Below are 12224 nucleotides of genomic sequence, written 5' to 3' on the forward strand. Positions count from 1 at the left end.
CGGGCTCCACCCCACGGGATCCCATGCACACTGAAGGTTCTGGTCGAGGAACGCCGTCATCAAACCCCTGTTCGTCCATGGACCTTCTCCCGCCCTGCGGGCGATTCTGGCCGTGAGTCTGGCGCTTGTGCTGATCATTGCCGATCACCGTTACCATCATCTGGGTCTGGTGCGCTCGCTGCTCTCGGTCATCGTCTATCCCTTGCAGTATGCCGCCAATCAACCGGCCAAACTGGCCCGCGAGGCGCAGGGCCGACTGGCCAGCGAGGCGGATCTGCGTCTCGCGGGCGAGACGCTGCGCCGCGAGAATCTGCTGCTCAAGGCGCGTCTGCAACGACTGGAGGCGCTGGAGGCCGAAAACATGCGTCTGCGCGATCTGCTCGGCTCCTCGTTCGATGTCGGCGAGCGGGTGCTGATCGCGGAAATCCTCTCGGTGGATCTCGCGCCCTATCGTCAGCAGGTCATGGTCAACAAGGGAACCAGCTCGGGGGTCTTCATCGGTCAGCCGGTGCTGGACGCCAATGCCGTGATGGGACAGGTGATCCAGGCCAATCCCTTTTCGTCGGTGGTGCTCCTGATCACCGATGCGGATCACGCGCTGCCGGTGGAGGTCAACCGCAACGGGCTGCGGACCATCGCCGCCGGCACCGGCCCGAGTCATGAACTCGAACTGCTCTATATCCCGAAAAATGCCGATATCCGGGTCGGCGATCTGCTGATTACCTCCGGGATGGACGAACGCTTTCCGCCCGGTTACCCAGTGGCGCGGGTCAAAACGGTGCGTCAGGATCCGGATAATCCATTCACCACGGTCATCGCCGAGCCGAACGCGCGGCTGGACCGCAGCCGGGAAGTGCTGCTGGTCTGGACCCTGAGCCCGGAACTCCAGCAACAGGCGCTGACCGGCGATATCCGGAACACCGTGAGCGGACGGCAATGAGCGCGGGAGCATGGCGGAATATCTGGACGGTCGTGCTGAGTCTGGCGCTCGCCATGTTTCTCACCATCCTGCCGATGCCGGCTGCGGTCGAGGACTTCCGACCGCAGTGGGTGCCGCTGACGATCATCTTCTGGTGTCTGACCCGGCCGGAGCAGGTGGGTGTGTTCTGGGCCTTTGGCACCGGTCTGACGCTTGATGTCCTGGCCGGTTCGCTGCTTGGCCAGCAGGCGCTGGGGCTGTCGGTCATCGCCTATGCGGCCGTCATCCTGCACGCGCGGATCCGGCTCTTTCCGCTCTGGCAGCAGAGTCTCTTCGTGTGGGTGCTGCTGCTGGTCGAGCGTCTGCTGACACTCTGGGTGCTCGGCGCCACCGGCCAGCCGCTGCCGACCCTGACTTACTGGCTTCCGACCTTCGTCGGTCTGCTGCTCTGGCCCTGGCTGTTCGTGGTGCTGACCGCCATCGAACAGCGGCTGAACGGGCGCTGATCATGGGCGAGCCCAGTTTTGAGGATCGCAAGCGCGAGCAGCGGCTGGTGACGAGTCGTGCGGTGGTATCGGGCGTGCTGGTGATCCTCGTCCTCTCGGTGGTGGTGTTGCGTCTGCGTTATCTGCAAATGGACCGCCACGAACATTTTTCGGTCCTCTCCAAGGATAATCGGGTCAAGATCCAGCCGGTTCCGCCGACGCGCGGACTCATCTACGACGCCAACGGTGTGGTTCTGGCCGACAATCGCCCGACCTTTTCGCTTGAAATCACAGTCGAAAAGGTCGAAGACCTGAAGGCGACCATCGACGAACTGGCCCGCATCATTCCGATCGACGACAAGGATCGTGCCCGCTTCGAGCGTCTCAAGCGCCAGCGGATGCGTTTTCAGGGCGTGCCGATCCGGCTCAATCTGACCCCGTCCGAGGTCGCGCGCTTTTCGGTGGACGGCTATCGCTTTCCTGGCGTCGATGTCCGCGCCGAACTGATCCGCATCTATCCGTTGAGTGAAGCCACCGCCCATGTCCTGGGCTATGTGGGGCGGATCAACGAGCGGGATCTGACCCAGATCGATACCGGCAACTATGCCGGCACCCATTTCATCGGCAAGGGCGGTCTGGAAAAGGCGCATGAGGACGTGCTCCACGGACGGGTCGGTTATCAGCAGGTCGAGGTCAACGCCCGAGGGCGCGTCCTGCGCACCCTGGAGGGCAGCCCGCCTACGCCGGGTCAGGATCTGCTGCTCTATCTCGATATGGCGCTCCAGCAATCGGCCATCGACGCCCTCGGCGACCGGCGCGGGGCCGTGGTTGCCATTGATCCGCGCACGGGCGGCGTGCTGGCCATGGTGAGCAAGCCGAGCTTCAATCCCAATCTGTTCGTCGAGGGCATCAGTCAGGCGGATTACGAGGCGCTGCTGCATTCGCTGGACAAACCGCTGTTCGACCGTGCGGCGCGTGGTCAGTATCCGCCCGGCTCCACCGTCAAACCCTTCATCGGTCTGGGTGGACTCAACGCCAATTTCATTACGCCGAAGAAAATCACGTTCTGTCCCGGTCATTTCTCCTTGCCCGGACAGAGCCATCGCTTTCGCTGCTGGAAACGCACCGGGCATGGCTCCACCAACCTGGAAAAGGCCATCGTCGAATCCTGCGATGTCTATTTTTACGATCTGGCCAGCCGCATGGGGATCGATCGGCTGTATGGGTTTCTCAGCCAGTTCAGCTTCGGCGAACGCACGGGAATCGATCTGTCCGGCGAATTGCCCGGACTGCTCCCTTCGCGCGAATGGAAACAGCGGGTGCGCAAGCAGGCCTGGTATCCGGGCGAGACCCTGATCGTCGGCATCGGTCAGGGATCCTTTCTCGCCACACCGCTGCAACTCGCGGCCGCAACCGCGACCATGGCCAATCGCGGACATTTCATCCAGCCAAGGCTGGCTCGTGCCAGCCGCTTTCCCGGCGCGGACACTGAAAGCCAGTTTCCGCTGGTTTCACGCCAGATGGAGACCATCGACTCGCATCATTGGGACGAGGTCATCAAGGATATGGCTCAGGTCGTCGAGAGCCCGCGCGGGACGGCCAAGCGCATCCGCTCGCCGGATTATCGTATTGCCGGCAAGACCGGCACCTCGCAGGTCTTCACCATCGGTCAAAAGGAAACCTATGACGAATCGAAGGTTTCCGATCGGATGCGTGACCATGCGCTCTTTGTCGCCTTCGCGCCGGTAGAAGATCCACGGATCGCCGTGGCGGTGCTGGTCGAGAACGGCGGTCACGGCGGTTCGGACGCCGCGCCGGTTGCGCGACGGGTGATCGATGCCTATCTCGGCGGCACTCCGCTGGCCGGACCGGTCGAGGCCAGTGATGGCGACTAAACCCATATCGACCGGTGCCATTCCCAGCGGCTTCGATCTCGATCTGGAGGCTGCCCCCCCGAGCATCCTGCGTCGGCTCCATCTCGATCCCCCGCTGCTGCTGGGACTGCTGGCGCTGTGCGGTTTCGGTCTGCTGGTGCTCTATAGCGCGGGTGACCGTAACCCGCTGATCGTCGAGCGCCAGCTCCTGCGGCTGAGTCTCGCCTTTGGTTTCATGTGCGGGGTTGCCCAGCTCTCGCCTGTCACGCTGCGCAACTGGTCGATGCCGCTCTATTTTCTCGGGGTGCTCATGCTGATCGCCGTCATGCTGTTCGGCGACATCGGCAAGGGCGCGCAGCGCTGGCTCGACTTCGGCTTTCTGCGCTTTCAGCCTTCCGAAATTCTCAAACTTGGGGTGCCGATGGCGGTGGCCTGGCTGTTGTCGATGCGCCCCCTGCCGCCGCGTCTGTCGTGGACCTTTCTGGCGGTGATCCTGATCCTGATTCCGGTGCTCATGATCGCCGAACAGCCGGATCTGGGCACCTCGCTGCTGGTGACCAGCGCCGGGATTCTGGTGCTCTTCATGGCCGGTCTGCGCTGGCGGATCATCCTGGCGCTCGCCGTCCTGATCGCCGCCATCGCGCCGCTGGTCTGGTTCTTCGCCATGCATGATTATCAGCGGGCGCGGGTTCTGACCTTTCTGAATCCGGAATCGGATCCGCTCGGCACCGGTTATCACATCATTCAGTCCCAGATCGCCATCGGTTCGGGCGGCATCTCGGGCAAGGGTTGGCTCAACGGCACCCAGTCGCATCTCGAATTTCTCCCTGAACGCCATACCGACTTCATTTTTGCGGTCATCGGCGAGGAATTCGGTCTGACCGGCATCCTCGCGCTGCTGGTGCTTTATCTCTTCATCATCCTGCGCGGACTCGTCATCGCCGCACGCGCCGCAGACAACTACGGACGCATCCTGGCGGGCGGATTGACCCTGGTGTTTTTCGTCTATCTCTTCGTCAATGTCGGGATGGTGACCGGGCTGCTGCCGGTGGTCGGGGTGCCGCTGCCGCTCATCAGCTATGGCGGCACCTCGATGGTCACGCTCATGGCCGGCTTTGGCATGCTGATGTCGATCGAAACGCATAAGAAATAACGGGCCGGGGCCGGTGATCGGCCTGTGGACCGGCTTGCCAGCCGGGCAGATCCGGGTGCATGCTTTCGCGCATCCGCCACCATTGCCCGACTGCGCCCATGCCGGATTCACGCCCCGCCCGTCGTCCGCTGAAGACCCGCAACACCTCCTGGGCGCGCTGGCTCGCCTGCCGGCTCGCCGCGCGGCGGGTTTCGCCCAATGCCATCTCGATCTTCAGTCTGGTCTTCGCCGGTGTCGGCGCGCTGGCGATGCTGGCGGCGCCGCTGTCCGCGCCTGAGGTGCGCGGGCTCTGGCTGATCGCGGCGGCGGTCTGCATCCAGTTGCGTCTGCTGTGCAATCTGCTGGATGGCATGGTGGCGGTGGAGGGTGGACTGGGATCCAGGACCGGCGAGATCTACAACGAACTGCCCGACCGTCTCGCCGATCCGCTGCTGATCGTGCCCGCCGGTTATGCGACCGGCATCGCCGGGGGGCCGGAACTGGCCTGGGTCGCCGCGATCCTGGCGCTCCTGACCGCGTATGTCCGTACCCTCGGCGGTCTGGCCGGGCTGTCTCAGCATTTCGCCGGACCGATGGCGAAGCCGCACCGCATGGCAGCCATGACCCTGGGTCTGCTGCTGGCGGCGCTGGTCGTTCCCTGGGGGATGGAGGGTGCGGTGCTGCTGGTCACTCTGGCGGTGGTGGCGCTGGGGACGCTGATCACCCTGATCCCCGCCGCACCGGGGCCATCCTGCGCGCGCTGGAATCGTCATGAACCTGGATCGTTCTGCCGCGCGGATCCTGGCCGGATTCACCCGGCTGTTCACGGGGGTGCGGGCGGGCGGCTGTCTGCCCACGGCGGGCGCGGTGCAGCGGGTCTATTTCGCCAACCACGCGAGCCATCTGGATACCCTGGTCATCTGGGCCTCGCTGCCGCTGGCGCTGCGTGCGCGGACCCGCCCGGTGGCGGCGGCTGATTACTGGGATCGTCCAGGGCTGCGCCGCTGGCTGGCATGGCGCGTTCTTCAGGCGCTGATGGTGACACGCGGCGGCGCTGGCAGTCGCGACGCCCTGCACCAGCTCATCGCGGCCCTGGATGAGGGCGATTCGCTGATCATTTTTCCTGAAGGCACCCGTGGCGATGGCGGCGGTGTCGGCGAGCTGCGTCCGGGTCTCTATCACATCGCCCGCGAGCGTCCGGCGGTTGAGCTGGTGCCGGTCTTTCTCGACAACCTGAACCGCATTCTGCCCAAGGGCGAATATCTGCCGGTGCCCCTGATCGGGCGCGTCACCTTCGGCGGGCCAATCCGGCTCGAAGCGGGTGAGGATCGGCACGCCTTTCTGCAACGGGCACGCGACGCCCTGCTCAATCTGGGGGATCGGCGATGACGCTCATCTGGGATCGCGACATCCTCATGCTGCTCGGCGGGGTGGTGGCACTCCTGATTCTGGGCAGTCTGGCCGGACGGATCCTCGACCGGCGGGTGACGGAGGAATCGGGGCGGGCGGTGGTGATCAATCTCAATGCCCGGGTGCGTGCCTGGTGGGTCATGGTCGCCGTCTTTGTCTTGGCGCTCGCGACCGGCGGGATTGGCTCGGTGGTGCTCTTCGGTCTGCTCTCCTTCGTGGCGTTGCGCGAACTCATCACCCTCACGCCGACCCGGCGGGCGGATCACCGCACCCTGTTCTGGGCCTTCTTCGTCTTTGTGCCGGTCCAGTATGGGCTGGTCTACAGCGAGTGGTATGGGCTCTTCGCCATCTTCATCCCGGTTTACGCCTTTCTCTTCGTGCCGGTGCGCAGCGCACTGGCCGGAGACACCCAGGATTTTCTCGCCCGCACCGCCAAGATCCAATGGGGTCTGATGCTGGCGGTCTACTGCGTGAGTCATGCCCCGGCGCTGCTGATGCTCCAGATCCCCGGTTACGCAGGGGAGGGCGCCAAGCTGCTGCTCTATCTGGTGATTGTGGTGCAGTTGAGCGACGTGCTTCAGTATGTCTTCGGCAAGACGCTGGGCCGGCATCGGATCGTCCCGCAGGTCAGCCCCAACAAGACCTGGGAAGGCTTTCTGGGCGGGGTCGGGGCGGCGACCCTGATCGGCGCCGGACTCTGGTGGGTGACGCCCTTCAGTCCCTGGGCCGCTGTCGGCATTGCCCTGCTCATCAATCTCGCGGGTTTCGCTGGCGGGCTCTGTCTGTCGGCCATCAAGCGCGATCTCGGGGTCAAGGACTTCGGCACCCTGATCGAAGGGCATGGCGGGGTCATGGATCGCATCGATTCGCTGTGCTTCGCCGCGCCGCTTTTTTTCCATGTCGTGCGTTATTTCTACACCTGATTCAGGACGGCGGTGATCTCGGGAGCCGTATTGCCCTGCCTGATCGCTCTCCGGCGTCCGTGCCCGAATGCGGTATCGACGGGCTTCTCCGAATCAAAAATCGCTTTAAGATTAAAGCGCTTTGCGCCTATACTGGAAGTCAATTCTGCGCCAGGCATCGCTTCCGGAGCCCCGATGCTCGCCATCCGCCGTTTTCTGCCCTTGCGTCTCCTGAGTCTGGCTCCGCTGCTGACCCTGTTCCTGATCGGCTGCGCCAGTCGCGGCGACCGGAGCGACGACGAGATCCCGCCGCATATCGCCCGCATCCCCGACGCTGTGCCCAAGGTTGAACCGCTGTCCAGGTCGGGCAATCCTGAATCCTATGTGGTGCTCGGCAAGCGTTACTACACCCAGCGCGACCGCCGGGGCTATGTGGAGCGCGGGCTTGCCTCCTGGTACGGCCAGCCCTTTCACGGGCGCCCGACCAGTTCGGGCGAGACCTATGACATGCACGCCATGAGCGCGGCGCATAAGACGCTGCCGCTGCCAACCTATGCGCGGGTGACCAACCTCGAAAACGGTCGCAGCATTGTGATCAGAATCAATGATCGCGGTCCTTTCAAGGATGAGCGCATCATCGATCTGTCGCATACGGCGGCGGTCAAGCTGGGCGTGGTCAGAACAGGTACGGCCAGGGTCGAGGTCCGCGCCATCGAGCCGTCCCGTCGGGGTGCGGATGCCAGTCCCTTCCTTGCCAGTCATGCCGACGGCGGGAGCAATCAGCGCCGCCTTGCGTCGCGCCCGACGACGCTTACAGCATCCAGACCACCCAGCGCGCCCGCCACCCCGACCAGGATCCGGGAGGCAACATCCGTCACGCCATCTCCGCCCATCGCCGCCGGGGTCGCGCCCCGCAGTCAGGTGCCGGTCCAGGGAACCCCGCTGTATCTACAGGTCGGCGCCTTTGGTGATCCCGGCAACGCCGAGCGTCTGCGCGCCCGTCTGACGACTCACCTGCTGCACGAGCAGATCCGGATCCTCGATCCCGATACCAGCGGCGCGGTGCTCTATCAGGTCAGAATCGGGCCGCTGGCCTCCGAGCATGAGGCCGAGCGACTCGCCGAACAGATCACCGCCCTTGGCGTGGAGCGCCCGCTGCGGGTCTGGAATTGACGCCGGGTGCCAAATCCAGGGTGGGAGGGTTAGAATGGCGGTCGCCCAAACCCCGCCATCCCCAGCTCCGGATACCCCCTCATGAAGTCAGCATTCACGCTTTTCTGGTTTTTTCTGTGCGCCTTCCCGGCCCTTGTCCTTGGCGCGCAGCCGCCAATACCCGGCCCTCCCGAGTTGCCGGTGAAGGGTTATGTGCTGATCGATTTCAACAGTGGCAAGACCCTGGCCGAGATGAATGCCGACGAGCGCCTGGAGCCGGCGAGTCTGACCAAGATCATGACCGCTTATACCGTCTTCCGCGAACTGGCAGGGGGCAAGATTCAGCTCACCGATCAGGTGCTGATCAGCGAAAAATCCTGGCGAACCGGCGGTTCAAAGATGTTCGTCGAGGTGGGCAAACAGGTCAGCGTCGAGGATCTGCTGAAAGGTATGATCATCCAGTCCGGCAACGATGCCGCCGTGGCGCTGGCTGAACATGTCGCCGGCAGCGTGGAGTCCTTCGCCGATCTCATGAACGCGCACGCCAAGCGGCTCGGCATGACCGCCAGTCATTTCACCAATCCCAATGGACTGCCCGACCCGGATCTCTATACCACCGCCCGCGATATGGCGCGGGTCACCCTGGCCCTGATCGCTGAGTTTCCGCAGTACTACGCCTGGTACAAGAGTCTCGACTTCACTTACAACAAGATCACCCAGCCCAATCGCAATCCGCTGCTCAAGCGCGACCCCACGGCGGATGGCGTCAAAACCGGTTACACCAAAGCCGCCGGCTACTGTCTGATCGGCTCGGCCAAGCGTGACGATATGCGACTGGTCTCGGTCGTCATGGGCTCGGCGAGCCCCAATGCGCGCGCCGAGGCCAGTCTGGCCCTGCTGAACTACGGGTTCCGTTTCTATGAGAGCCACGTCCTGTATCCGGTCGGTCAGCCGATTGAGACCCTGCGGGCGTGGGGGGGCAACCTGGAAAAGCTGCCCGTGGGACCGGGTTCGACGGTTGCGGCGATCATTCCGCGCGGCACTTACGATCAGCTTAGCGCGCACATCGAAAAGACCTCTGATTTCAGGGCGCCGATCGCCAGCGGTGCGCAGGTTGGCGATGTCGTGGTCATGCAGGGCGATGATGAAATCATGCGCGTTCCCTTGGTCGCGCTGGAGGAACTGGCGCAAGGCAATCTCTGGCAGCAGGCCAGGGACAGCGTTTTGCAGTTGTTTTAAACCGCGCCCGGTGTGGTAGGTGATGTTTGGGGATTGGGTCGGCCTTGGCAGAATCGACAACTGTTAGGGCTGGCGCGGTTTAAGTTGAGACGATGGGATAGAGGTCATGTCTGATTCATCAGAGACACTTTTCGAGTTTCCCTGCCATTTCCCGATCAAGGTCATGGGACGCGCCGACTGCGGTCTGGATGCGGTCGTGATCGAGATCGTCAGTCGCCATGCCCCCGGCGTCGATACGACCGCCATCTCGATCCGCCCCAGTCGGGGCGGTAAGTGGATCGCGGTCACACTCACCTTCGAGGCGCAGAGCAAACCCCAGCTCGACGCCATCTATCGCGATCTCAGCGCCCATGAACAGGTGGTCTGGGCCTTGTGAGCCAAACCCTGTCCAATCAGGTATCCCGCTTCCGAATCCGGCAACTGTCCGGTCTCCAGGATTATCTGACCACGCTGGAGGCGATGCGGGACTTCACCGACCGCCGCGATGCGGGGACCGGCGACGAGCTCTGGCTGCTTGAGCATCCGCCCGTCTTCACCCTGGGTCAGGCCGGACGCCGCGAGCATCTGCTTGATCCAGGCGACATCCCGGTCATCCAGGTGGATCGAGGGGGACAGGTGACCTATCACGGTCCGGGACAACTGATCGCCTATCTGTTGCTCGATCTGCGTCGCGCCGGACTGGGCGTCAAACGGCTGGTGAACCTGCTGGAGCAGGCGGTCATCGATCTGCTGGCGATCTATGGCATCGACGCTGAACGCCGGGCCGACGCGCCCGGCGTGTATGTCGCTGACGCCAAGATCGCCTCATTGGGTCTGCGGATCCGCAACGGGTGCAGCTATCACGGTCTGGCGCTGAATGTCGCCATGGACCTGGAGCCCTTCCGGCGCATCAATCCCTGCGGTTATGCCGGGCTGGCCGTCACCCAGATCTCAGATCTGATTGAGGGAGTTTCGGTGACAGACGCCGGCAGCGCACTGGCCGAAACACTCACCCGTCTGTGCAGGCAGCAATCGCCTGCACCCTGACGCTCACCGGTCACTGGACCCGCGAAATATCCCGCACGGCGCCATGTGCGGCGCTGGTGGTCAGGGCGGCATAGGCCTTCAGCGCCGTTGACACCTCGCGCTGACGCGCGCGCGGTTTCCAGGCGCTCGCGCCCCTGGCACTCATCCCGGCGCGGCGTGCGGTCAGGACATCGTCGGCGACCGCCAGATGAATGCGTCGCTGCGGGATGTCGATCTCGATGATGTCACCCTCTTCGACCAGCCCGATCAGCCCGCCATCGGCGGCCTCCGGCGAGACATGTCCGATTGAAAGCCCCGAGGTGCCGCCCGAGAAACGTCCGTCGGTGATGAGCGCGCATGCCTTGCCCAGCCCCTTGGATTTGAGATAGCTGGTGGGATAGAGCATTTCCTGCATGCCGGGACCGCCCTTCGGGCCTTCATAGCGGATCAGGACGACATCGCCGGACTGGACGCGGTCAGTCAGGATGCCGTTGACGGCCTCTTCCTGGCTCTCGAAGATCCGCGCCGGGCCGCTGAAGACCAGGTTGGCGGCGTCCACCCCCGCCGTTTTGACGATGCAGCCATCTTCGGCGAGGTTGCCGAAAAGCACCGCCAGTCCGCCATCGCGACTGTAGGCATGCGCCAGATCGCGGATGCAGCCGGCGGTGCGGTCCAGGTCCAGACTCGGCCACTGGGCATCCTGACTGAAGGCGATCTGGGTCGGGATACCGCCCGGCGCGGCGAGATAACGCGCGTGGGCCTGCGTATTCCCCGCGTGCATCACGTCCCAGCGATCCAGCGCGTCACCCAGGGTCGGGCTGTGGACGGTGTGCGCATCCCGATGGATGAGTCCGGCGCGGTCGAGTTCGGCCAAAATGCCGATCACGCCGCCGGCGCGGTGCACGTCTTCCATGTGATAGGTCTGGGTGGCGGGCGCGACCTTGCAGAGATTCGGCACCTGACGGCTCAGACGGTCGATGTCCGCCATGGTGAAATTCACCTCACCCTCATGGGCGGTCGCGAGCAGATGCAGCACGGTGTTGGTCGATCCGCCCATGGCGATGTCCAGGCTCATGGCGTTCTCGAATGCCTGGAAGGTCGCAATCGAACGCGGGAGCGCGCTGGCGTCGTCCTGCTCGTAGTAACGCCGCGCCAGATCCACGATCAGCCGGCCGGCCTCCAGGAACAGATCCCGGCGTGCGGCATGAGTGGCCAGCAGCGAGCCGTTGCCCGGCAGGCTGAGCCCCAGCGCCTCGGTCAGACAGTTCATTGAATTGGCGGTGAACATGCCGGAGCAGGAGCCGCAGGTGGGACAGGCCGAGCGTTCGATCTGAGCCACATCCGCATCGCTCTCGTTGGGATTGGCGGCGGCGATCATGGCATCCACCAGATCCAGATGCCGTTCGCCATCGGCCAGCCTGACCTTGCCCGCTTCCATCGGCCCGCCCGAGACGAAGACGACCGGGATGTTGAGGCGCATCGCGGCCATCAGCATGCCGGGGGTGATCTTGTCGCAGTTGGAGATGCAGACCATGGCGTCCGCGCAGTGGGCATTGACCATGTATTCGACCGAATCGGCGATGATCTCGCGCGAAGGCAGCGAATACAGCATGCCGTTGTGACCCATGGCGATGCCGTCGTCGATGGCGATGGTGTTGAATTCCTTCGCCACCCCGCCAGCGGCTTCGATCTCGCGCGCGACCAGTTGCCCCAGATCCTTCAGATGCACATGGCCGGGGACGAACTGCGTGAAGGAATTGACGACCGCAATGATGGGTTTGTCGAAATCGGCGTCGGTCATGCCGGTCGCGCGCCACAGGGCGCGGGCGCCAGCCATGTTGCGGCCATGAGTGGTGGTGCGTGAGCGGTATTGAGGCATGGCAAAAGACCCGAATGTTCTGATGGACAGGATTGACAGGATTTTGGACAGGATTAAACCGCGCCCAGAGCGGTATGCGATGTTTTTGGATTGGATCGACCTTGGCAGCATCGACGATGCGTCGGAGCATGCGCGGTTTAAGTTATTAAAAAATATAAAATTTTAAACCGCGTCCCGGCTAAGGGTCGTGGATGTGCCAAACGTCGAACTCACTCTAAACGCAGCAT

Annotated in this window: 12 protein-coding genes; 11 read left to right on the forward strand and 1 reads right to left on the reverse strand. The window is 63.7% G+C overall.

Annotation, left to right across the window (positions count from 1 at the left end):
* Positions 1-67 precede the first annotated feature (67 nt).
* The 11 genes from mreC (at position 68) to lipB (ending at position 10139) form a co-directional block, all read left to right on the forward strand.
* A complete protein-coding gene (gene mreC / locus EDC35_RS07335; protein WP_279387986.1) occupies positions 68-940 on the forward strand; it encodes a rod shape-determining protein MreC in 873 nt (290 codons plus the stop codon).
* A complete protein-coding gene (gene mreD, locus EDC35_RS07340; protein WP_132976591.1) occupies positions 937-1425 on the forward strand; it encodes a rod shape-determining protein MreD in 489 nt (162 codons plus the stop codon). Before mreC ends, mreD begins: the two co-directional genes overlap by 4 nt.
* A gap of 2 nt (positions 1426-1427) precedes the next feature.
* Positions 1428-3299 carry a penicillin-binding protein 2 gene (gene mrdA, locus EDC35_RS07345; RefSeq protein ID WP_132976592.1) on the forward strand — a complete coding sequence of 624 codons (1872 nt, stop codon included), beginning with the start codon at positions 1428-1430 and terminating at the stop codon, positions 3297-3299.
* Positions 3289-4431 carry a rod shape-determining protein RodA gene (rodA, locus tag EDC35_RS07350; protein WP_132976593.1) on the forward strand — a complete coding sequence of 381 codons (1143 nt, stop codon included), beginning with the start codon at positions 3289-3291 and terminating at the stop codon, positions 4429-4431. The genes mrdA and rodA overlap by 11 nt, the downstream gene beginning before the upstream one ends.
* 98 nt (positions 4432-4529) lie before the next feature.
* Positions 4530-5387, forward strand: coding sequence for a CDP-alcohol phosphatidyltransferase family protein (locus tag EDC35_RS07355; protein ID WP_243651510.1), 858 nt, complete (start codon positions 4530-4532; stop codon positions 5385-5387).
* Positions 5278-5799: a lysophospholipid acyltransferase family protein gene (locus tag EDC35_RS07360; protein ID WP_243651511.1), complete on the forward strand. Its 522-nt coding sequence runs from the start codon at positions 5278-5280 to the stop codon at positions 5797-5799. Before EDC35_RS07355 ends, EDC35_RS07360 begins: the two co-directional genes overlap by 110 nt.
* Positions 5796-6743 carry a phosphatidate cytidylyltransferase gene (locus EDC35_RS07365; protein WP_132976595.1) on the forward strand — a complete coding sequence of 316 codons (948 nt, stop codon included), beginning with the start codon at positions 5796-5798 and terminating at the stop codon, positions 6741-6743. Before EDC35_RS07360 ends, EDC35_RS07365 begins: the two co-directional genes overlap by 4 nt.
* A gap of 174 nt (positions 6744-6917) precedes the next feature.
* Positions 6918-7895 carry a septal ring lytic transglycosylase RlpA family protein gene (locus EDC35_RS07370; RefSeq protein ID WP_132976596.1) on the forward strand — a complete coding sequence of 326 codons (978 nt, stop codon included), beginning with the start codon at positions 6918-6920 and terminating at the stop codon, positions 7893-7895.
* Positions 7896-7976: 81 nt separating this feature from the next.
* Positions 7977-9113 (forward strand): D-alanyl-D-alanine carboxypeptidase family protein, encoded by a 1137-nt coding sequence (locus EDC35_RS07375; RefSeq protein ID WP_132976597.1) that lies wholly within the window; start codon positions 7977-7979, stop codon positions 9111-9113.
* A 106-nt stretch (positions 9114-9219) separates the two neighbouring features.
* On the forward strand, positions 9220-9489 hold the full coding sequence (locus tag EDC35_RS07380) for a YbeD family protein (RefSeq protein WP_132976598.1): 270 nt from the start codon (positions 9220-9222) through the stop codon (positions 9487-9489).
* Positions 9486-10139, forward strand: coding sequence for a lipoyl(octanoyl) transferase LipB (gene lipB / locus EDC35_RS07385; RefSeq protein ID WP_243651512.1), 654 nt, complete (start codon positions 9486-9488; stop codon positions 10137-10139). The genes EDC35_RS07380 and lipB overlap by 4 nt, the downstream gene beginning before the upstream one ends.
* Positions 10140-10149: 10 nt before the next feature.
* Here the strand turns inward: lipB and ilvD are convergent, their stop codons facing one another.
* Entirely contained in the window at positions 10150-11997 is a 1848-nt protein-coding gene (gene ilvD, locus EDC35_RS07390; RefSeq protein ID WP_132976599.1) for a dihydroxy-acid dehydratase, read from the reverse strand.
* Positions 11998-12224 lie beyond the last annotated feature (227 nt).

It is taken from the genome of Thiobaca trueperi (assembly GCF_004342175.1).
In the GTDB taxonomy this organism is placed as follows: Bacteria; Pseudomonadota; Gammaproteobacteria; order Chromatiales; family Chromatiaceae; genus Thiobaca; species Thiobaca trueperi.